The 22,092-nt window shown below is 62.4% G+C and carries 19 protein-coding genes; 10 read left to right on the top strand and 9 right to left on the bottom strand.

Annotation, left to right across the window (positions count from 1 at the left end):
- Positions 1–86: 86 nt before the first annotated feature.
- From VN934_12295 to VN934_12285, 3 genes are all read left to right on the top strand, one after another.
- Positions 87–449 carry a hypothetical protein gene (locus tag VN934_12295; protein ID HXM19572.1) on the top strand — a complete coding sequence of 121 codons (363 nt, stop codon included), beginning with the start codon at positions 87–89 and terminating at the stop codon, positions 447–449.
- Between the two features lie 313 nt (positions 450–762).
- Positions 763–1,335, top strand: a complete 573-nt coding sequence (locus VN934_12290) for a hypothetical protein (GenBank protein ID HXM19571.1) — start codon at positions 763–765, stop codon at positions 1,333–1,335.
- Between the two features lie 252 nt (positions 1,336–1,587).
- A complete protein-coding gene (locus tag VN934_12285) occupies positions 1,588–2,214 on the top strand; it encodes a hypothetical protein (protein ID HXM19570.1) in 627 nt (208 codons plus the stop codon).
- 1 nt (position 2,215) lies between these two features.
- Here VN934_12285 and VN934_12280 read toward each other — a convergent pair whose 3' ends face one another.
- Positions 2,216–3,892: an EAL domain-containing protein gene (locus VN934_12280; GenBank protein HXM19569.1), complete on the bottom strand. Its 1,677-nt coding sequence runs from the start codon at positions 3,890–3,892 to the stop codon at positions 2,216–2,218.
- Positions 3,893–3,901: 9 nt separating this feature from the next.
- The gene (locus VN934_12275; protein HXM19568.1) at positions 3,902–4,384 is read right to left on the bottom strand and encodes an Lrp/AsnC family transcriptional regulator; all 483 of its coding nucleotides are present in this window, start codon (positions 4,382–4,384) and stop codon (positions 3,902–3,904) included.
- A 153-nt stretch (positions 4,385–4,537) separates the two neighbouring features.
- Between VN934_12275 and VN934_12270 the strand changes: the two genes are divergently transcribed.
- The 6 genes from VN934_12270 to VN934_12245 all read left to right on the top strand — a co-directional run bounded on the left by VN934_12270 (position 4,538) and on the right by VN934_12245 (position 13,238).
- The gene (locus VN934_12270; protein ID HXM19567.1) at positions 4,538–7,450 is read left to right on the top strand and encodes an AAA family ATPase; all 2,913 of its coding nucleotides are present in this window, start codon (positions 4,538–4,540) and stop codon (positions 7,448–7,450) included.
- A 313-nt stretch (positions 7,451–7,763) separates the two neighbouring features.
- Positions 7,764–8,894 (top strand): PAS domain S-box protein, encoded by a 1,131-nt coding sequence (locus VN934_12265; GenBank protein HXM19566.1) that lies wholly within the window; start codon positions 7,764–7,766, stop codon positions 8,892–8,894.
- Complete coding sequence (locus VN934_12260; protein ID HXM19565.1) at positions 8,894–9,301, top strand: response regulator; 408 nt, start codon at positions 8,894–8,896, stop codon at positions 9,299–9,301. The genes VN934_12265 and VN934_12260 overlap by 1 nt, the downstream gene beginning before the upstream one ends.
- Positions 9,291–9,542: a histidine kinase dimerization/phospho-acceptor domain-containing protein gene (locus tag VN934_12255; GenBank protein HXM19564.1), complete on the top strand. Its 252-nt coding sequence runs from the start codon at positions 9,291–9,293 to the stop codon at positions 9,540–9,542. The genes VN934_12260 and VN934_12255 overlap by 11 nt, the downstream gene beginning before the upstream one ends.
- Before the next feature lies 1 nt (position 9,543).
- Positions 9,544–10,974, top strand: coding sequence for a response regulator (locus VN934_12250; GenBank protein HXM19563.1), 1,431 nt, complete (start codon positions 9,544–9,546; stop codon positions 10,972–10,974).
- Positions 10,971–13,238, top strand: coding sequence for an EAL domain-containing protein (locus VN934_12245; GenBank protein HXM19562.1), 2,268 nt, complete (start codon positions 10,971–10,973; stop codon positions 13,236–13,238). The genes VN934_12250 and VN934_12245 overlap by 4 nt, the downstream gene beginning before the upstream one ends.
- Here VN934_12245 and nrfD read toward each other — a convergent pair.
- The 5 genes from nrfD to VN934_12220 are packed head-to-tail and all read right to left on the bottom strand — an operon-like array spanning position 13,235 to position 18,718.
- Positions 13,235–14,119: an NrfD/PsrC family molybdoenzyme membrane anchor subunit gene (nrfD, locus tag VN934_12240; GenBank protein HXM19561.1), complete on the bottom strand. Its 885-nt coding sequence runs from the start codon at positions 14,117–14,119 to the stop codon at positions 13,235–13,237. The two genes, VN934_12245 and nrfD, sit on opposite strands and share 4 nt — an antisense overlap.
- Positions 14,116–14,904 carry a 4Fe-4S dicluster domain-containing protein gene (locus tag VN934_12235; protein HXM19560.1) on the bottom strand — a complete coding sequence of 263 codons (789 nt, stop codon included), beginning with the start codon at positions 14,902–14,904 and terminating at the stop codon, positions 14,116–14,118. The genes nrfD and VN934_12235 overlap by 4 nt, the downstream gene beginning before the upstream one ends.
- Before the next feature lie 2 nt (positions 14,905–14,906).
- Positions 14,907–15,695, bottom strand: coding sequence for a formate dehydrogenase accessory protein FdhE (fdhE, locus tag VN934_12230; GenBank protein HXM19559.1), 789 nt, complete (start codon positions 15,693–15,695; stop codon positions 14,907–14,909).
- The gene (gene fdnG, locus VN934_12225) at positions 15,692–18,121 is read right to left on the bottom strand and encodes a formate dehydrogenase-N subunit alpha (GenBank protein HXM19558.1); all 2,430 of its coding nucleotides are present in this window, start codon (positions 18,119–18,121) and stop codon (positions 15,692–15,694) included. The genes fdhE and fdnG overlap by 4 nt, the downstream gene beginning before the upstream one ends.
- 12 nt (positions 18,122–18,133) lie before the next feature.
- Positions 18,134–18,718 (bottom strand): hypothetical protein, encoded by a 585-nt coding sequence (locus VN934_12220; GenBank protein ID HXM19557.1) that lies wholly within the window; start codon positions 18,716–18,718, stop codon positions 18,134–18,136.
- 190 nt (positions 18,719–18,908) lie between these two features.
- Here VN934_12220 and VN934_12215 point away from each other — a divergent pair, with 190 nt between their 5' ends.
- The gene (locus tag VN934_12215; GenBank protein HXM19556.1) at positions 18,909–19,925 is read left to right on the top strand and encodes a hypothetical protein; all 1,017 of its coding nucleotides are present in this window, start codon (positions 18,909–18,911) and stop codon (positions 19,923–19,925) included.
- Between the two features lie 222 nt (positions 19,926–20,147).
- On the opposite strand, the gene VN934_12210 is transcribed toward VN934_12215, so the two are convergent.
- The gene (locus tag VN934_12210) at positions 20,148–21,365 is read right to left on the bottom strand and encodes an ABC transporter permease (protein ID HXM19555.1); all 1,218 of its coding nucleotides are present in this window, start codon (positions 21,363–21,365) and stop codon (positions 20,148–20,150) included.
- Complete coding sequence (locus VN934_12205; GenBank protein ID HXM19554.1) at positions 21,362–22,090, bottom strand: ABC transporter ATP-binding protein; 729 nt, start codon at positions 22,088–22,090, stop codon at positions 21,362–21,364. Before VN934_12205 ends, VN934_12210 begins: the two co-directional genes overlap by 4 nt.
- Positions 22,091–22,092 lie beyond the last annotated feature (2 nt).

Raw genomic sequence — 22,092 nt, 5'->3', positions numbered from 1 at the left:
TGAGAATTACCAGAAATCACGACTTCCGGATTCGGTTGGCATCTGCGCTAGCAGCTGCGAGCGTGCTGATATGCCAGGGATGCACTGTGACCACCCCCCCTCAAGACGCCCGAGATTTTGCAGAGTCCGTACTCAGGACGGCGTTCGTCGCTGGAGATGGCGCCCAGCTCGCCCGCATGACGGCGCTGCCACCACCCCTGAATACACCGGAACGGGCGCGAAAGGTAATTGGGCAATTCCATAGCCTCTTTGGCGAAGCAAGAAGCTTTCAGCTTATGACGAGTAATCAAAGCTTTAAGTATGACTATTTTACCTTGACCGCCAGCAAAATCGCGCGCTTCAAGTTTCAGGCGCAATGCACAAAGCAGCCAGCGATCATTGCCGTCGAGATCATCAACAACGGAAGAGGCTGGGCTTTCGACAGTCTTACCTTTGCATTTAAGGACTAAGCCGTATAAACTACACACGGTAGACTAGATGCATGTTGACTACGTTACTGACCAAGGCTGAAACGGCATTTGCCGGTTACCGCCGATCAACAGCGGTGCCACATTCAGGCCGCTCGACCGAGATCCCATGAGATAGAAGCTGGTTAGACCTTTTCGCGAGTACAGCTGCCGCGAATCCAACGCAATCACCACGCTCCGTGGCCCTACCGCACAACTGCTCCTGACAATCGGATTCGCAACTCACGGCCTCGCTTTGTTGCGTTGGGCGCGGGTGTTGTTTAGTTGACCCTGGAGGGTGTGGGCGCGGTTTTTCTTGAATCCCGGGCCGATGGAGATGGGCCTTCCTTGCGACAGGTCGCTGCTTTCGTTCTTTAGACAAGTTCTGTCGCCGTTTTGGGGCTCGGCCGAAATGCGCCTTCAGTGCCCATGCGGTGAGCAAGTAGGATTTCAGCGGCTGCGTTCGGCTACACGCGACTACTTCGACTATTTCGGCGCGACCGGGGGCTTCGTGGGAGAAGTACAACCGGATCACATTTCCGTCTTGTTTTACCCTGCGACCGGCCCGCTGCTTCTTGGCGGAGGTAGGAGGCTGCTTTTCAATCCCTATTCCTTTACTGGTAAGTTTGTGGAAAGCGAGTTCGGTCCAGTGCTGCGCGGGCGGTTTCGTATGCACAGCCTCGTGTTGCTCGCCGGGCTGACCCCTTTATTGATAGGCGCATTCCTGATTAATCAACATGCTCTTGGGAGCGGTTTGTTCCCAAGTCTCGTCTTAAGCTTTGGCACGCTGGCCTTCACCCTTTTCATCCTGGACGGCGTCTGGTTGTTCGGACAGGCTGCACGCGAGGTGACACAGCATGAACTTGAGTCCCTATTAGGCGCCAAATAGTTCGCGCCTAACGGAGCTGTGCGCAGAGAAAAGCGCTGAAAGTTGCCATCCCCCAACTGTAGCCATACTGTAGCCTGATGGGCGAATCTCAGCGTACGTTGGCGGATGTCGGCGGAATCCGGATTGCCGCCAAAGCCACGCAGGGCGGGTGTTGGCACATGTTGGCGGATGTCGGCGGAATATCGTTGAATCAAATTCCCAAGCTGAGGGTCGCGGGTTCGAGACCCGTCTCCCGCTTCGACTGGGTGCATCATGACTACACCAAGGCTTTGGTACTCTCTGGTTCTTCTTGCCATTGCGTCCGTGCTCGCCGTCATGCCCGCGGGCGCGGCCGAGAGCTGTCCGTGCCAGCACCTGAAATGCCTCTTCCAGCTGCTCAAGCAGCGGAATGCGCTTGCCGTGGGTTATGACAAGATCGCGCAGCTGCCTGATTTGGCGATCAAGGACGACTCGGGCAAGGCGGTCGACTTCATCGATATGGACCAGCTGACGCAAGCGCAACGTCAGGCGAAACTTGATGAGATCAATAGCAAGAAAGCTACCTACGAGAAGGCCGAGAACAACCTATACGAGGAGGTGCCGGCTGCTCCCGATTGCGGCAAGGCCGTCTCTGCGACGGCAAAGACCAACCCCGTCACATGCTTGATCGATAACAACGCGCTGAAAGCGGCACAGAAAGCGCTCCCATGCAAGGAGCTGGGCGCCTTGATCGCAGCGCACGAGAAGTATCATTTTATGCAGTGCGTGATGCGCAAGCATCCGGACAACACGCTGCCCTACATATGGCTGACGCCCGCCGGGGTGGCGAAAGAAGAGGCCGAAGCGTACCGGCGGGAGGCGAAGACCATCTCCAAGCTGATCGATTCTTGTTGCGGCTGAGCTAAGCCTGAAGCGTCTCCAAAAAGGACGTCAGCGACATCGGCCGTCCGAAATAGTAGCCCTGCATCATCGTGCAACCAAGCTCTGAAAGGATACGCGCTTGCTCGCGCGTCTCCACGCCCTCGGCCACGGTATGGAATCCGAACGTCGTGGCGAGCTTGATGATGGCCTGCGTGATCGCCCGATTGGAGCTGTCGGTGTCGATGTTGTCGACGAACGACTTATCGATCTTGAGCGAGTAGATCGGGAAACGTTTCAAGTACCCAAGCGAGCTGTAGCCCGTGCCGAAATCGTCGATCGCCAGCCTCACGCCGAGGTCCGCCAGGAAACGAACGCGATTGGACTCACCCTCCGTGGCAAGCGTTGATTCGGTGATCTCAAAAATACATTGCTCCGGGGCGATGCCGCTGTCGGCGATAGCCTCCTCGACCACCTTAGGGAAGTCCGGCTGCTGGAGTTGACGCGGCGACACGTTGACGGCGATGCCGACGTCTTTTCGCCCCTGCCTCTGCCACTGACCGGCCATGGCGAACGCCTGCCGAAGCACCCACGTGCCGATCGGCACGATGAGACCGGCGGCTTCGGCGACCGGGACGAAGTCCATCGGCGATATGATGCCGCGGGTCGGATGGTTCCACCGAAGTAGCGCTTCGGCGCCCACCGTGGCCTTGGTCGTCGAGTTGAGCACGGGTTGATAGACGAGCTCGAAACGGCCGTGCTGGAGCGCCTGGCGCAACTCGCTTTCGATTGAGAGGCGGCGCACGGCCTCCGCGTGGATCTCCGGTGTGAAGAACTGAAATCCGTCGCCGCCCGCCCCCCTGACTTGCGTCGCTGCTGCGCCCGCATCCCGAATGAGGTGGTCCAAATGCGGATCGCCGCTATGATGGAGACTGATGCCGATGCTGGCGGTCAAGAAGTATTGGCTCTCGCCTCTATTGACGGGAGCTCGGACGGCGGCGAGCAGCGTCTGCGCCGTTTCCGCCACATCGGCAGGGCGCTCCAAACCGGGAATGACGATGAGAAATTCGCCGCCGCCCGGACGCGCGAGCGTGTCGCCTTCTTTGAGCGCGCCCCTCAAGCGATTGGCCAGCTCGCGCAGCACCGAATCGCCAACGGCCGGGCCGCGTGTGTCGGTGACGATGCTGAACTTATCGATGTGCACCGACAGCACGGCCAGGTGACCTTGCGAACGGGTGGACTGGACGACGCTGAGATGAAGCCGGTCTAGGAAGAGCGCCGTATTCGGAAGGCCCGTGACAAGATCGTGGCTGGTGACGAAGGCGATCTGCTCTTCGGCATCCTTGACGACGCGCTCGGCGCTCCTTTGCGCGGTGACGTCGTTCATGACGGCTACGTGTGCGGGCCGGCCGTTCCACTCGATCTCGTTGGCGGTCACCAAAACGGAGATGATCGATCCGTCCTTTTTCCGGTGCCGCCATTCGCCGACTCGCCGGAAGGGAAGCTGCGCCGATTCGTGGAGCTGTTTCAAACGCGCGGCGTCCTCGGCCGGGCGGATGTCCAGCAGCGTCATCCCCATGAACTCTTCGAGCGAATAGCCGTAGTGCCGCAACGCTTCGCTGTTGACGTCTACGAAGCGCAGGGTCTGACGATCGTACACCCACATGGGAAGCGGAGAATAGTCGAACAGAGCGCGGTAGCCGCTCGCGAGTTGTCGCATCGCCATAGCCTAACCCACGCTGCGCAACGTTCGCCTGTGTTCGCTCACTATTTCTGGGATCGAGAAGCCCGGCCGTTCAAACGGTGTGGCAAGTACGACGGTCGTCTTCGTCCTGATCAGCTCCGGAGCCAACTTGATGCGCGACACCAGCTCGTCGAGATGAGCCGCCGACTTCGCCATGACCCGCAGCATGAATGAATCTTCGCCGGTCACCCGGTGGACTTCGCATACTTCGGGCATGATGGAAACGGTTTTCAAGAAATCGCGGCCGGCGCCGGCGACATGGCACGTGAGAAACGCGCCAAACCCGATGCCGACCGCGCGTGCGTCGATCAGCGCCGCATAGCGCACGATGACGCCGTCTGCCTCCATCCGTTTCACCCGCTCGTGAACGGTAGAGGGCTTGAGGCCGACCCGCGCGCCCATCTCCGAGAAGGTCGCGCGGCCGTCTGCCTGCAGCATCTCGAGAAGCATCGCATCCAGGCGATCCAATGGCCTACCCGCCGGCGCTTGCTTTGCCGATGTTAAAGTCAGGGGGCCGTCGATCACTCGGAACGACTCGGTGTGTGATCTATTGCTTTCTGACATGAATGGAACCGGGCAGTTGCGGCACGACGTCAGCCGGAAGCAGCGCTGTGCCGTGGGATGGCTGCACTGGAAGAGCGGGTCCCACACCCGTGCAACCCACAATGGCGCTCCCAAGCGCCGAACAAACTGCCATCAAAACGACGAAACTCCGAAATTTTTTCATTTCACCCTCACTGTGCGAAGAGAATCTGCGACTCCCCCGAACTCAGAATAGGCGATTTTGCGATGGCAGCCATTAGTGAACTCCGCAAACTTAAGCATATCCGGGGGCCGCAACAACAGGCGGTCCCCCTGGTTGGGCGCGCCTTTTTGCTGGAAAGTTTGTGTTCAAACCAGCGCAACGCCGGCATTTTGTTCGGGGAGCCCGGGATCGGGAAGTCGCGTTTGCTGCGGGAGGCGAGGGCTCGCTTAGAAGCTGTCGGGGCAGACGTCTATCACGTGTCCTGTTTGCCGAGCGGTCAAGGCCAGCCGCTGGAATGTTTCATCGAAACCGCGAGGCTGTTGTGCCGACGTGGCCGCATCTCACGGGCCATGCTGCGGGCGATCGTGGAGGCCGGCGAGCGCGATCGACTCGCCTATATCCGCGATGTTTTGGAAATCGCGCTGCAAAGCGGTCCGCTGGTCGTTCAGATCGACGATCTCCACTGGGCCGACGCGGCCAGCTTGGAGGCGCTCCACTTTCTGGTCGACCGTCTCCAAGATCTGCCGATCCACTGGCACGCCGCGAGCCGGCTCGGCAATCACGACGTCGACAAGACGGCGAATGACCTCGAGCGGGCGGAGCTTACCACGCGCTTCGACGTCGACGGCCTCGCGCCCGAACACCTCTACGAACTCGCATCGCATCTAGCTCCGGAAGCTCGCCTCGATGAAGCCGCGGCTTCGCGCCTGCACGCGCTCACCGGCGGCAATCCTCTCTACGCGGAACTCGTGCTGCATAACCGCTCGCTGGAAGGCGGCGACGTCGCGCCCGACCTTCGCAGAGCGCTCGCAGAGCGCTTCCAAATCCTCTCCGAAGGAGCGCTGAACGTCGCGGGTTGGCTGGCGGCGAACGTCGAGCCGCTGCCCCTTGAAAGGCTCGCCAGACTCGCCGGGCTCTCCGTCGGCACGATCAAAGCGCATGCTTCGACCTTGATCGAGGCGCGCGTCGTGCGCCGCTCGCCGGGCGGCCTCGCCTTCCGCCACACGCTCTTGCGCGACGCCCGCTACGAGATGATGAACGAACAGGAGCGCGTCGCGCGCCACTCGGCGCTCGCGGCTCAATCCGACGACGAGCGGGTGCGCGCCCGGCACCTCGAGAGCGCCGCCCGCTTTGCGGAAGCCGCCGCGCTCAACATTCGCATCGGCTGGCAATGCCTTGACCGCGACGCACCTCGTGAAGCGCTCAACGCCTTCGTGTGCGCGCGAGACTTGAGTCCCGGTGAAGCTGAGAAGTGGGAGGCCCAGGGCGGCGCGGCGATCGCGCTCTACGCGCTTGGCCGGCGCGAGGAAGCGGCCCTGGCGATGGCTGTTTTCGACGCCGAAGCCGATGGCCGTTCCGCGAAGGTGCAGGCGCTCGTCCACGGACGCCACGCGGAAACGATTTGGTTTGACGCACAAGACGACACGACCGCGGTCGCACTGCTTGAAAGCGCCATCGCCGAAGCGCGCCCCGCCGATAGCGGCTTACTCCCCAGGCTGCTGTGCGCGCTCGGTTCCGCCCGAGAACGTCGCGGTGAGTTGGAGCGCGCGCGCACGGTTTTGAAAGAGGGCCTAAGCTTGCGCAGCCCGGCTCCTGCGGCTCGAGAAATGCTGCGCTTGCAGGCGTGGCTCGGCGTGGTGGTCGGACGTATGAAGACTCCGCGCGAGGGCATCGCCATCCTGGAAAAGGTCGTGGAGCAAGCCGCCGCGCTGCGGCTCGACAACGAAGTGGCGCAGACGTGCACCAAGCTTTGCTTCCTGTGCGATCTGGTCGGCGACACCGAAGCGTACGAACGCTGGTGCCGCCGTGGGCTGCAAGTCGTCGGACCAGTGCCGCGGGCGATCACTGCCCTGCTTCAATCCAACCTCGCCAGCGTTTCGTCTGATGGCGGGCGCCTTCGCGAAGCGCTGGGACTGAACATCAGCGCGTCAAAGATGCTGGATCGCGGCAACGTCGTGTACCTGTGCCGTTCGCTGTGCGCGCAAGCATTTCTCAACGCCTTCCTAGGCGACTACGAGAGCGCGGAAGCGAGTCTGCGCGAGGCCGCATCGCTCGAGCCGCCCCCGACGTGGCGGCGCGCCATCGCCTACACCGCCGGAAGCGTCAGCGAGATCCAAGAGAACTTTGAAGCCGCACACGCCTCATACGAAGAAGCGCTGGAGGGAAGACATGGCGGCGACGAGCTAGAGGCGCATGAGATCCGGGCGCTCGCCGGGCTCGTGCGCACCAGTTACCGGCTCGGATTGCCCGAAGAAGGTCTCGCCGCCCTTGAGCGGCTTCGCCTCGTGAAGGCGCGGGGGTGGGGCGTCGCGGATCCGCTCTTCGCCGAAGCCGAGGCCTGGCAAAAGCGCTTCGACGGCAATCTTGCTGTGGGCTGCGCCCGACTCTTGGGCGCTGCGGATGCGCGCCAACACCCGTATTGGAGAGCCTACCTTCGACTGGAAGCCGGCCTCGGTTTGATCAGCCGGCAGACGATCGTCGCCGCGATCAACGAGTTCGAAGCGATGGAAGCGCATTCAGCCGCCGACCGGGGGCGGGCGGCCGCGCGATCACTTGGGTTACGGCCCGGGCGCAAGACCCCGCCGAAGAACTTCCTGACGCCACGCGAAACGGCGGTCGCCCACCTCATCGCGCGTGGCAAGACCAATGGCGACATCGCCAAGGACCTGCATGTCAGCCGGCGCACCATCGAGCTGCACGTGTCGGTTATTCTCAGCAAGACCGGCCTGAAGTCGCGGATCGAGATAGCGACGAAAATAGCCGCCGGGGAGTTCCCCACAGCTTTCTGACCCGCGGGCGTGGGCCGGCGAGCGGCTTAACATTGCGGAGTTCACCGATGGCCACGAGCGCCTTTCTTGATAGGCTACCATTAAGGCCGTCTTCATTCTGAGAAACCCCTTTTTGGAAGCGAGGCGGCCTGTGAGCTGTGGTCGCGGCTAAGAACAAAGGCTGAAAATGCCGAGAATGGCAGTAGGCGACGCCTGGTACATAGGTATCAGGCCCGGCGCTTGGCTCGGTGCTACAATGAAGAGTAGCGACCGGTGGGCATAGGTCGGACATGCCTTTGAGACTCGTTTCTTGGCGGGCAGGACTAGTACCAACGTGACGCCCCTTCGCGCTCAGGTCCTCGACGAATCCGTTGTCGCCGTGCTCGACTCTGCTCCTGATGCGATGCTCATGGTCGACCGTGGCGGTCTCATCGTGCTCGTCAACGCGCAAGCGGAGAGGATCTTCGGATATCGGCGCGACGAGCTGCTCGGGCAAAAAGTCGAGACGCTGGTCCCGCAGCGCTTCGACGATAAGCATCAGGCACACCGCACCGGTTTTTTCGGAGATCCCCACCCTCGGCCGATGGGCACCGGCTTGGAGCTGTACGGGGTGCGCAAGGACGGCAGCGAGTTCCCCGTTGAGGTCAGCCTGAGCCCGATTGAAACCGCGGACGGCACCATCGTCTCAACCGCTATTCGCGATATCACGGATCGCAAGCGCGTCGAGCACGCGCTCCAGCAGAAGAACGTGGAACTCGAGCGCGCGAATCTCGCGAAGGACACGTTCCTGGCTTCGATGAGCCACGAATTGCGAAGCCCGCTCAACGCGATCATCGGTTTCACCGGCACGTTGCTCATGAAGCTACCCGGCCCATTGAGCGCGGAGCAGGAGCGGCAGTTGCGGACCATCGATTCGAGCGCGCAGCACTTGCTCTCGTTGATCAGCGACATTCTCGACCTCGCCAAGATCGAGTCCGGCAAGGTGGAACTCGATCTCCAACCGGTCGTGCTGCGGGATGTGATCGCCGAGGTTGCCAGTTCGCTGCGCTCGCAAGCCGAAGCGAAGGGCCTGCAACTCTCGGCACGCTTGCCGGAAGTGATCACGCCGATCGTCACCGACCGGCGAGCCGTGCGTCAGATACTGATCAACCTCACCAACAACGCGATCAAATTCACCCAGAAGGGCTCGGTCGGACTCGCGCTGGCAGAAAGACGCGTGAATGGAAGCCTGCTCGTCGATCTTTCGGTGTCGGACACCGGTGTGGGCATCAAGAAGGAAGACCAAGCGAGGCTCTTCCAAGTTTTCGAGCAGGTCGATCCGTCCAGCACGCGCCGTTTCGGTGGCGTCGGTTTGGGGCTGTACCTGAGCCTCAAGCTCGCCTTGCTGCTGGGAGGCCAAATACATTTCACGAGCGAGTTCGGCAAAGGGTCGAGGTTCGTGTTGACGATCACCGGTAAGCGCTGATGCCGGCCAGAATTTTGATCGTCGAAGACAATCAGGCGAACCTGCATCTTATGACGTATCTGCTCCAGGCGTTCGGCCACAGCACCACCTCTGTGATGGATGGTCTGGCCGGCGTCGCTGCGATCAAGGCCGGATCGTTCGACCTCGTGCTGACCGACGTCCGCATGCCCGGCATCGACGGGTATGAAATGGCGCGGCGCGTGAAAACGGATCCTGCGACGCAGAAACTGCGTTTGATCGCGGTGACCGCGGCCGCCATGGTGGGCGACCGAGAGCATGCGCTCGCCGCCGGCTTCGACGGCTACATCTCAAAACCGATCGTTCCGCAGCGTTTTGTCGCGGAGGTCGACGAGTACTTGCCCGCCGCTCTGCGATCCAACACTAAAGGTGAGGGTCGTGAGTCATAGCACGGCCGATCTCCGAGCATCCTTGCACAAGATGTTCCACGACTTGCGTTCGCCGCTCGGTCCCGTCATCGGTTTCGCCCAGCTGCTGCGCGATGGCAAGGCCGGGCCATTGACGGATCAGCAACGCGAGTTTTTGGACGATATCTTGAAGAGCGGCCGGCAACTGCTCGCGACCATCGAAGAGACGCAGCGCGAGGTCATCGCGACGCTGGGCCCCGTTGAAGGGCCCGGGGCGAGTTAACGTGGCGTCGCAAGCGAAGACAACAGCGCCGTCGACCATCCTCCTGGTCGAGGGGAACGCTATCGTCCGGAAGCTCTGCCGGATCGCGCTCGAGAAGGAAGGCTTTTTGGTCAAGGAAGCATCCAGCGGAGCCACAGCTCTGGCCCTCGCTCGGTTATCCCTGCCGGACCTCATCATCCAAGATCTCATGATCGAGGACACGGACGCTATTCAACTCGCACGCGACTATCGCGCCATTCCTGGCGGCGATCGCCTGCCGGTTGTGGCGATGTCCGGGTTGCAGCCGGCGCTCGACCTCGCGAAGGCCGTGCAGGTCGGCTTTGTCGACTTCTTGGCCAAGCCCGTCGAAATCGCGCGGCTCATCGAGGTCGTGCGCACCTACCTACCCCATTCCTTTGGCTTCGCCGGGGTGGTGGCCGGCGCGAAGACCATCCTCGTGGTGGACGACAACCCGCTCCAGTTGAAGCTCACGCGCTTCAGCCTCGAGGCCGCCGGGTTTGCGACCCGCGGGGCGGCCAACGGACTCGAGGCTCTCAAATCTTTGCGCGAGAAACCTTCGCAAGCCGTCGTCTCGGATGTCTTCATGCCCGGGCTTGACGGGCTCGGTTTGTGCGAGGCCGTGCTCCGCGATCCCAAACTCTCGCACATCCCCGTGCTGTTGTACTCCGCCGTCATCGGTGACCCGGAGGACCAAGACCTCGCAAAGAGGGCAGGGGCAAGCGAGCTCGTGGTCCGCTCTACGCAGTCTCAAGGATTGGTGAACGCCGTCGCTCGTGCGATCACGTCGCCTGGATCCAGGGCGCGCGCTCCAGACAAACCGATCGAGCTGAGCGATTTTTCGGCGAGGAAGCTGCGCCAAGCCGAGTTGCAAGCCGAGTTGAACGCCCGCCTCATACGCCGCCTTGCCGTTCAAGAGATCCGATTCGCGTTTTTGGCGGGCGCCGCCAAGCTCGTCACGACGACCAAGGCAAAAGCGATTCCCGATGCCCTGGCGGCCGACTGCATGACCGCGGCACGCATCGAATCAGGCGCCATTTTTGCGCTCTCTCGCGGCGACTCTTTTGAGCTGACCACGCGCTTCGGTCCGATCGGAAAACGCGCCGGTCTCGCGACGTTCTTCAACCACCCGGATCTTCTGTCGAAGCTCGCACGCCGCAGCGGCCCGACGACGCTGAAGGCCGAGGGAGCTAAGGGCGCGGACGCCGCGGTGATGCGCGGCGCCGGCTGCGCGCGCATGACGGTGACGCCGTTGCTGCTCGAAGGCTCGCTGGCAGGCGCGTTGGTGACGGTGCCCATGCAACCGGTGGACGAGTACTACGACCACTTCATCGAACTGGTCTCCGAAGCCATCGCCCTCGCCCTGGGCCTTATCCGGCAGCGTCGTGCCGGTGAACGTATTGGAGAGCGAAGAGCGCCGAGGAAACGGGGATGAGAGCGCCCGGCGCTCGACGAGTCGTCAAGCGCGGCAAGCGACCCCCCGGCCTCAACGCCGACCTTCTGAAGCGTTTGTCGCTGCGCGAGGCCGAGTTGTCGGCGCTTGGTCAATGCGCTGCACGGCTGATGGATCCCGACGTCACGGCATTACCAAGCGAGTCATTCGAGGAATGCCTCAGCTCGGGCGGCATCGTCAAAGCGGCTCTCTTCAGTCGCGACGAGAAGGGCGACTCCGAGCTCCTGGCCCAGTACGGCTTCGCGAACAAGGCCGCGTTGATCAAATCAGTCCACGACGCGGGCTTGATGCAGAGCATCAGCCGTGTGAAAATTGCAAAAGCGCTGCGAGCTAAAGGAAAGGGACCCGCTCAGAGCGTGCTTCGCGCCGCATCGCTGGACTCGGCGTTGGTCGTGCCCCTGCGGATCGCCGAGCAACTCGTCGGATTGCTCTTGGCCGTGCCGGCAAAGGCAATCCCGGCAGAACACATAGCGTTGTTCGCCGGCGCGATCGCGGGCCAATTAAGCATGGCGATCGGAGTGCTGAGGGCCAGGCGCGAGTTGCACCTGAGCGAGGACAAACTGAGCCGTATATTCGAGTGCGCAAGCGAAGGGCTGCTGTTCTTCACCGCCGATCGCACGATTCGGCAAGCCAACAGCGCGGCCGCCGCGATCGCCGGCGTGGATCTGCAGCGCACCATCGGCGTGAAAGGACTTCCGTCGACCTGGAAATTCTTCAAGATCACCGGCGAGCCGATGCCGCCGACCGAGGGCATTCTGACGCGCGCGCTTTCCACCGGCAAGGCCACGCCCCATCAGGAGTTCATCATCCAGACGCCGACGCGTCCGCGCGTCATCGTGTCGGGCGCAGCCGCGCCGGTCTACGACCACTCCGGCAAACTCAACGGCGTGGTGGTGTCCATCACCGACATGTCCGACCAGCGGCGAGCCGAAGAGCGGCTGGGCTACCTCGCGGTCCACGATCCTCTGACCGATCTGCCCAATCGCCTCTTGCTGCGCCGCAGCTTGGAGAAGGCGATCGCTCTTGCGGCCCGGCGCAGTGACCACGTGGCGCTGCTCTTCCTCGACGTGGACCATTTCAAGAGCATCAACGACACGATGGGGCACGGCGCCGGCGACGAGGTGCTCGTCACGCTCGCGGGCCGCTTGGTGAGCAGCGTGCGCCAAGAAGACACCGTCGCGCGATCAGGTGGGGACGAATTCATCGTGGTCCTCTCGGATGCGGGCTCGGTCGACAACATCACTCCTGCCGTTGAACGCATTATGGAGACATGCCGTCAGCCTTTTGAACTGGGTGAGCGCAAGTTCCAACTCTCGGTCAGCATCGGCGTCAGCGTCTACCCCTTCGATGGCACCGACGCGGAAACGATGCTGCGCAATGCCGACGCGGCGATGTACAAGGCCAAAGAGATTGGCCGCGACACATTCCGCTTCTTCGCGCAATCCATGCACTCCGAGGCCCTAGAACATCTGGAGATCGAGCACGACCTTCGCCAAGCGCTCGACAGGGACGAACTGCGTTTGGTGTTCCAGCCCATCGTACGGAGCGGTACGCGCGAGTTCGACTCCGTTGAAGCGCTCTTGCGCTGGCAGCATCCGAGACATGGCTTGCTGGCGCCGGCCCGCTTCCTCGGCATCGCAGTCGACACCGGACTGATCGAGCCAATCGGCGAGTGGGTGCTGCATCAGGTATGCACGACGATTCGCGAGTTCGAGAGCGAGGGATATTTGGATCTCGGCATGGCCCTCAATCTTTCCGGCCGTCAGTTCGTGCAGAAAGATTTCACCAAGAGGATCAAGCGCATCGTCGACCCGACAGGCATCAATCTCTCCAAGTTGACGTTTGAGATCACCGAGAGCGAGGCGATGAGCAAGCCCGAGAAGACCGTCGAAGTCGTCAACGAGCTGCGCGCCATGGGTGCCAACGTCGCGATCGACGATTTCGGCACGGGCTACAGCTCGCTCGCGTATCTGACGCAGTACAACGCGTCGCACTTGAAGCTCGACCGCTCGTTCGTCAAGGACATCGGCACGCGCATGGAATCCAACATGATCGCGCGTGCCGTGATCGGACTGGGGCACGGCCTCGGCATGGCGGTCGTCGGCGAGGGCATCGAGCTAGAAGAACAAGCCACGTTCCTCGAACAGGAGCGTTGCGATCTCATGCAAGGCTACTTGTTCGGCAGGCCGGTCGACCGCGACCAACTCAGCCGCGTCCTGCAGGCCCAAACGAGCCTGCAAAGCTAGCTTTGCGGGGCGAAGATGATGACTGCGCGCAGGGCCAGGTTGCCCAGCAGCACGAGTGAGAATATCAAAGCCGGCGACGTGCTGCGCGCGAACCAGTGCGCGATGAGCGGCACGAGCATGCCGAGCGCCACCGCCCCGACCCAGAACAGGATCCCGTAGCCGCCGCCGATCACCGGTGCCGCCACGCTGCCGAGCGTGATGAGGAACAACGCCAGCACGATCAATTCCAAGACGATGAAGCCGCTGTCGGCGCTGGCCAGCCGGTGAACCGTGTCTTCCGATGCGGCAGCGTCCGCGCGCTTGGGCGCCGCTAACGCGATCGCGGCCGCGGCGCCCGAGAGCGCCGAAGCGATGAACAGCGCGCCGAGCATCCAGGTGTCGCTCCACACAGGCTGGCTGCTGACGCTGAGCAATACGCCGGTGTAGCCTGCGATATACAAGCCGAAAGCCGAGCCCACGAGCATGAACAGCTTGCCGAACGCGCCGCCGAGCAATCCGGAGAAGACGCGAGTTTTCAGCTTGCCGTCCTGCTCGAGCGATTCGAGGAACGAGAAGAACGAGAAGATGCCGAAGATGAGCAGAGCCCACGCGCCCACCGACATCGGCGACCACGCTTTGAACATGATGCCGTTGTCGCCGAAGAGCATGTGCGAGAAGCGATCTGGTCTGCCGAGATCAATGGTCAGGAAGATGGGGCACAGGATCAGGGTGACAAAGCTGACGATAAACGCCGTGCGCGCAACGCCGGAGTCTTGCGCCGATCCGCGCAGCCGCAGCAGCGTCCCGAGCGTGTACGATCCGCCGCTGAGTCCGCCAAAGAAGAAGTAGAGCAGGATCCACCAGCCCCAATCGGGCGGCCGGACGAAATGCTCGGGCATCATTGGGCTTGTTTGTCCTTGCGCATGCCGTTGTTGCGCAGCGCGACCAGCCCGACGATCGCTCCGATCACCGCCGTGGCGAGCATCCCAAAGTAGCCGGGCTTGTTGCCTTTGTTCAACGTCACCGCGTTGGCGGCGTTCGGCAAGCCGTAGACCTCGGGCTTGTCCATCAGCACGAACACGGAGTGCAGGCCGCCGTACTCTTTGTCGCCGTAGACTTGCGCCTTTTCGTGGCCCTGGGCTCTGAGAGTCTCGGCTCGCGCCACCCCTTCGGCGCGCATGTCGGCCAAGTCGCCGAACTTGATGGATTGAGTCGGGCACGCCGTGGCGCAGGCGGGTTTCAAATCCGCTTGCAGGCGGTCGTAGCAGAACGTGCACTTGTGCACCGTGCCGGTCGCCTTGCTGAAGCCGATGACGCTGTACGGGCACGCCGAGATGCAGTCGCGGCATCCGTTGCACGTGTCCTGCTTGATGTAGACGGTGTCGAATTCCGTGCGCACGATCGCGTTCGTGGGGCACACGTTGAGGCACGGCGCATCCGCGCAATGCTTGCACACGTCGCTCATCATGTGCAGCATGACCGGCTTGTTGGGATTCTCCGGCGTCTCTTGCTCGATGAACTTGACGTGGCGCCAATTCTCGGCGTCGAGGTCTCCGGTATTGTCGAGCCCTTCCTTGAAGGCAGGCTCGTTGCCGGCAAGCTGATTCCACTCTTTGCATGCGACCTCGCATGCCTTGCAGCCGATGCAAAGACTGACGTCGGTCAAGAAGCCGACCTGTTTTGCCATGATCAGTTCCCCAGAACGTTCGGCATGATTTTGGTCAGGCCGCGTTCCTGCGCGTAGAGGTCAAGCGGCAGCGCCGCGAGTTCGTCAACGACGGGGACGGCTCGGATATCCTTTAAGAGATCGATGGTGAGCACATAGCGCTTGCACGTCTCGCATCCGTCGACGCGGACGTGCGGGAAGTTGTCCTTTTCGCGGAAGACGGGCAAACGCTCAGACGACTGTTCGCCGCACGAAATGCAGGTGAGGCGCTGCGCCGTCCAGACGTTGGAGCAGCGCGCGCACAGCAGACGGCGAGGTCCGGTTACGAGCGCTTCGCCGGAGACCTCGAAGTAGGCCAATTGCGGAAGACCTCCGCAGACAGGACAGCGCCGTTCGTCTTCCGGTTGTTCCGGCCAGATCGACGCCGCGCCGCCCAACGCCTCGAGCACGGGTTGCGTGGCCGCGCGGGCGAGGTAGCGGTCCAGCGGTGAAAGCTCATCATCCGTCAGCCAGCGCGCGGTGATGTCGACCAGTCCGCCAAGCGCGAAGCGCTCGCTCACCGCCGCGGCGAGATGCGCAGGCCCATGGGCCGCTGTGGCTTCCACCACGCGCGGCATCATTTCTTCGGCCGCGTACACGGCGATCGCGGAAGCCGTCGCGCCAGAGGTGAAGTCCGGTATACCACAATTCAGCTGAGCGTCGAGGAGCGCTTCGTAGAGCGTCAGCATTTCTGCCGCGAACGGATAGCGTTCGCGCAGCGCCTGACTGCGCAGCCGCCGGCCATCGCTCAGTTGCGTGGTTTGTTGTATCATCCGAGCCTCGCGATATTCACGAGGAAGGCCTTGAACTCGGGCGTGCGCGTCGTCGCTTCACCGACGAACGGCGTCAACGCGTTGGCGAGCCAGTGGTCTCCCGTCTTGATGCCGACGAAGCCCCAGTGGATCGGGATGCCGATCTGATAAACTTTCTTGCCGGCGATCATGAGCGGGCCAAGCCGCGGGGTCACGACCGCGAGCGTCTCGATCTTTCCGCGTTTCGACCACACGCGCACGCGATCGCCGTTCTGGATGTTCTTCTCTTTCGCGAGTTCCGAGGGCACCTCGACGAAAGCTTCCGGCTGCAGACCCACGAGCAGCGGCACGTTTTGCGTGACGTAATGCTCGTGCTCGGTCAGCCGGTACGTCGTCGCGACGTACGGGAACTCATCGACCTTGCCGAAGCTCTTCTTCGTGCCTTTATAGATGAACGCGACCGGCGATTCCGACTGCTTTTGATGCAGCGGGTTGAGCACGGGCGATTCCATCGGCTCGTAGTGCTCGGGGAACGGCCCGTCGAGCAGCGAGCTGCCCGAGAAAAGCCGGCCGGTGCCTTCGCCGGTCATGATGAAGGGCAGCCACGCCTTGGGGTCCGCCGGGTCCATCTTCGGCGGGTAGTCGGGCACGTCACCGACCCATTTGGCGCCGTTCCACTTGATGCCCGGACGCTTGGGATCCCACGGCTTGCCGGCCATATCGGCCGACGCGCGGTTGTAGAGCACGCGCCGGTTGAGCGGCCAGCTCCACGCCCACTCGCCGTAGAAGCCCATGCCGGTCGGGTCGTTCTTAGCGGGGTCCTGTACGCCTTTGCGGCGCTTCATCATGTTGCCCTTGTCGGTGTAACTGCCGACGTATATCCAGTCGCCGGCGGTCGTCGTGCCATCGTCCATCAACTTGGCGAACGTCGCCATCTGCTTGCCGGTGGTCAGGTCCTTGCCGTTGATCTCGCGCGCGATCTCGTCGAGTTCCGGTTTGAGCGGATCTTTGTAGGCGTGCGTGAGCGCCATGATCGGGTCCGGGAACTTGCCGCCTTCCTTTTGATAGAGCTTCTTGACGCGATCGAACAGCTCGGCAAGGATCCAATGGTCGTGGCGCGCCTGGCCTTGCGGCTCGATGACCTGGTCTTTCCACTGCGACCAGCGCCCGCTATTGACGAACGAGCCGTCCTTCTCGATCCAGTGCGTCGTCGGGATCATGAAGACTTCGGTCTGAATCGCTGCAGGGTCCGCCCCCGGCGCGTGCCAGAACTCCGAACTCGTGGTCGGGAACGCGTCCATGACGGCAAGCCATTTCAGTTTGCCCAAGCCTTGCATGACGCGGTTGGAGTCCGGCCCGATGCTCGAGGCCGTCATGCCCGACAAGATGAGCCCGTGCATCTTGCCCTGGAACGCCTTGTCATGGATGACCATCCACGACGCGTTGCCATCCGGCTTCGGGATCCAATCAAACGCGAAGCCGTTCTTGGCGGTCGCCGCATCGCCGTACCATGCCTTGAGCAGCGACACCATGAACTTCTTGTAGTTGGTCCCAAAGAAGTTCCAAGCGTTGGGATGCAATTTCTTGGAAGCGCTCTTATCCACATAGTCGTCGACGTCGGTCTGACCCGGGGCCGGGATCTTGAGGTAGCCGGGCAATATCTCCCAAGAGATCGCGTGGTCGGTGTTGCCCTGGATGTTGGCGTGACCGCGCTCGGCGTTCATGCCGCCGCCCGGCCGTCCGATGTTGCCCAGCAGCAATTGCAAGACCGCGCCCGACCGGATCAACTGGCCGCCCGTGGTATGGTGGGTGAGGCCGACGGCATACACGATCGTCATGACCTTGTCGGGCTTGCCCATCTCGCCGACGAGTTTGGCGACTTCCAAGAACTGCGGCACGGTGATGCCCGTGATGCTCGATACCATCTCCGGCGTGTAGCGCGAGAAGTGCTTGGCCATCAACTGCAGCACGCACTGCGGGTCTTGCAACGTCATGTCGCGCAGGGCGAATTTGTCCGCGTCCAATTGGTACGTCCAGGTGTCGAACTTGTACTGGCGCTTGTCCGGATCGTAACCGCTGAACAAGCCGTCGGTGAACGCGAAGTCCTTATTGATGAGGAAGGACGCGTTGGTGTAGTTGCGCACGTAGTCTTCGTGGTACAGTTTGTTCTTCAGCACATAATTGATGAGCCCGCCGAAATAGGCGGCGTCGGTGCCCGTGCGCATGCGCACGTACATGTCGGCGAGGGCGGAGGTGCGGGTGAAACGCGGATCGGCGTGGATGATCTTCGCACCGCGATCCAGTTTGGCGCGTATGAACCACTGGAAGCCGACCGGGTGCGCCTCAGCCGGGTTCGCGCCGTTGATCAGGATGAGATCGGTGTTCTTGATGTCGCGCCAATGGTTGGTCATGGCGCCTCGACCGAAGCAGGCGGCCAAACTGGCCACCGTGGGACCGTGTCAGACCCTGGCCTGCTGCTCCAGATGCACGACCCCGAGGCCGCGCATCATTTTGGTGGCGTAGTAGCCCTCTTCGCTCGAGAAGGCCGCGCCGCCGGCGAAGGCGAGGCCGTCGGTGCGGTTGACCGTGTTGCCCTTTTTGTCTACCGCCACGAAAGTGGCGTCGCGCGCTGCCTTGACGCGGTGCGCGAGTTTGTCCATCAGGTCGTCCCACGAAATGTCCTGCCATGCCGTCGCGCCGGGGGCGCGGTATTGGGGCGTGTCCACGCGCCGGGCGGCCACGGCCAATTGCATGGCGGTGGCGCCTTTGGGACACAGCCGGCCCTCGTTCACCGGGCTGTCCGGGTCGCCTTCGATCTGGAGCAGCTGACGCTTGCCGTCGGCGCCGGTCTTTGTGTAGGCGATGAGCGAGCAGCCCACCGCGCAATACGGGCAGAGGGAATGGGCCTCAGTGGCCCCTTCGATGCGGAAGCTTTGCTTGAGCGTTTCGGCTTTGGCCTTATCGAAACCAAGCGCCGTGAGTCCGGCCGTCCCGATGCCAAAGCCCGCTAATTTGAGGAAATCCCGCCGACCGACTTCGAGCACGACAGTGCACCCCCGTCCGACACGCGTCCCGGCAGATTCTTAGCGCAATTCTAGCGCGAGCTTCGGCCCGGTGTCAATTCAACCTTCCTGAGATTCGTGTGACCAGCGAACGCCAGGGCGATGCGCGTGCTCTCGGGAAATGCGAAAGCCTGGGGCACAGAGTTTTCCATAAGCCCGCAAGGAGCCTGAAATGAAGGGTCTCGTCGGTTTTGCAATCGCGGCTGTGGTGGTCGGCGTGGTAGGCTGCAACACGGGTTCGACCACCTTCGGCCTGCCTCCGCACGTGGTCTACTACACGGTCTACTTTGGCGGCTCACCATCGCCGCCGGCTCTCGAAGCTATCACCGCGCCCGTCACCGGCAGCAATGTCCCATTCGCTATCTTGTCGAACTCGTCGGGGACCGGGCTGTCGGAAGCCTATAACGTGGCCACCGATTCCGCGGGGCGGCTTTTCGCTGTGAACTTCAACGCGGGTGCGCCGCCCAACACCGTGTCCGCCTTCAATCCGCCGGTCACGTCCACGAGCTCGGCCGCGTTCATCCTGACGCTCACCGGCATTACCGGCGCGTTTGGGATCTCGTTCGATGCGTCCGGTAACATGTGGATCTGCGGCAACAGCGGCAACAAGATGCAGGAGTATGTCGGGCCCTTCACCGGAAATGCGAACATCACACCGGCCATCACGCTGACCAATAACCTCAATTTTCCGGAGGGCGCCGCATTCGATGCCGCCGGCAACCTCTACGTCGCCAACGAAGGCGTTTCCATCGGTACCGCAGCGATCACGATCTTTCTCAAAGGCTCCGGTTTCACGAACGGACAGCTTTCTCGCGTGACCCTCGATGGAGCGATACGCCCCGAGGGCATAGCGGTCGACGCCGCGGGGAACCTTTACGCCGGCAGTGAGAATATCGGCATCGTGCGATGGAACGCTGCGACCGTCGCTGCGGCAATCGCCGGTCCGACCTCCGGTGCAACGCCGGATGTGACCGACGGCACCGGGATGGGCGCAAGCGCTTTCCCGTCGCAACTCACCTTCGACGGCGCCGGCAATCTTTACGACGGCGACTGCGGCGGGGTTGGGGGTTTCGGAGTGTATGAATGGCCGACCGCAACGCAAGCGTTCACTTCCACGCTCGCGCCGGTCAAGTTCGTCGATGCCAATATCACGACTTCCGGTTGCGTGGGCGGCATCGCGGTGCACTGACGGAAGTCTATGTAGTGCCGGGGCTTTAGCCCCGGGGAAGGTGTGGAGCGGGATCTTTAGATCCCGAAAAAGGAGTGGAGCGGGATCTTTAGATCCCGCCGCCGGGCACCGGACCTAAAGGTCCGATACTACACGGGGAGTCAGCAGGACCTAAAGGTCCTGCTCCACAGCAATGCTCCAATTACCGGGGCTAAAGCCCCGGCACTACACTCGGGGTTGGTTCTATTCGTGGCGGAGGGCTTCGATCGGGTTGAGCAACGCGGCTCGGCGCGCGGGATAGAAGCCGAACGAGATGCCGATCAGCGCGGAGAATCCGAACGCCAGCACGATAGCCATCGGCGGGATGAGCAGTGACCAGCCCGCAAAATGCGACGTCAGTCCTGAGACGGCAAGCCCTGTGAGGATGCCGATGATGCCGCCGGCGCATGCCAACGTCACCGCCTCCACCAGGAACTGCCACATGATATCACGCTGCTTCGCGCCCACTGCCATGCGAATGCCGATCTCGCGCGTGCGCTCCGTGACCGACACGAGCATGATGTTCATGATGCCGATGCCGCCGACCACCAGCGACACGGTCGCCACGATCGCCAACAATAATGACTGAATGCCCGCGGTCGCGGTGGCGGCCTGTTGGATGTTGGAGATATTGCGCACCTGAAAATCGTCGGCCTGAGAAGAAGCCAAGCGATGGCGCAAGCGCAGCAAGCGCTGCGTCGAGGTGATGATGGACGCCACCGCATCCGGACTATTCGCGGAGATCATGATCTCGCTGACCCAGTTGTTGCCGGTGAGCCGCAACTGGAACGACGTCAGCGGCACCACGATCTGATCGTCCTGGTCCCGGCCAAAACCGCTCTGGCCCTTTGATTGCAGCACGCCGATGACCGTGAACGGCACGTTCTTGACGATGACGATGCTGCCGAGAGCATGGCCGTTCGGAAACAGATTGTTGGCCACGGTCTGGCCAAGCACGGCCACCTTCGCCGTTTGGTTCAGGTCCGACTGATCGAAGAAGCGGCCCTGCGCCATGGTCCAGTTGCTGGTCGTCGTCCACGCGGGCGTCGAGCCGATCACTGAGGTATACCAATTCTGGTTGCCGGCCACAGCCTGGCCCGAGGTCTGCGATTGCGGGGCCACCGCGCTGACTTCTGGGATGACTTGGGCGATGGCATCGGCATCCGCGGCCTTGAGCGACTGCTGCTGTCCGGCCCCAAGACGCACGCCGCCGGTCGTGACGCTTCCCGACTCGACGATGATGAGATTGCTGCCGATGCGCGCGAGCTGCTGCTGCACGGCTGCGCGAGCGCCTGCACCGATGGCCATGGACGTGATCACGGCGGCGACGCCGATGATGACGCCGAGCATGGTGAGGAACGAGCGCATCGCGTTGCGATGAAGCGCCTGCCACGCGACGATCGCCAAACTCGCGAAATTCACGACGCGATATCCGCGGAGCGAGCCTGGCGGTCTTCGATGATCTTACCGTCGCTGAAGACGATGATGCGATCGGCCCATGCCGCCACGTCGGCTTCGTGCGTGACGAGCACGATCGTGATGCCTTTGGAGTGGTTCAAGTCGCGGAAGATCTGCAAGATCTCCTGGCTGCTGCGCGAGTCGAGGTTGCCGGTCGGCTCGTCCGCCAGTATCACCGACGGTTCGTTGACCAATGCGCGCGCGATGGCCACGCGCTGTTGCTGCCCGCCGGACAATTCACTCGGAGCGTGCGAGAAACGGTTCTCCAATCCGACCGCCCGCAGCGCCGCAGCGGCTCGCTCGCCGCGCTCGTCCGCACGGGCGCCGGAGTACAGCAAGGGCAGCTCAACGTTCTCCAGCGCCGACGTGCGCGACAACAGATTGAAACCTTGGAAAACAAAGCCGATATGCCGGCTACGGATGTCCGCGAGCGCATCGGGCGGCAGCCCGGAGACGTCGCGGCCCTCGAACCAATATGTGCCGGACGTCGGGCTGTCCAGGCATCCCAGCAGGTTCATGAACGTGGATTTCCCCGAGCCCGAGTGGCCCATGACCGCGACGAACTCGCCCGAAGCGATGTCCACGCTCACGCCGTCGAGCGCAGCCACCGGCTCCGATCCCAACTGGTAGACCTTCACGAGGTCGCGGACCCGGATGACCGGCGTTTCGGCTCTTCCTACGTTCGTCACGG

It is taken from the genome of Candidatus Tumulicola sp., assembly GCA_035601835.1.
Classification (GTDB): domain Bacteria; phylum Vulcanimicrobiota; class Vulcanimicrobiia; order Eremiobacterales; family Eremiobacteraceae; genus DATNNM01.
This window is presented reverse-complemented; position numbering and strand designations above follow the sequence as displayed.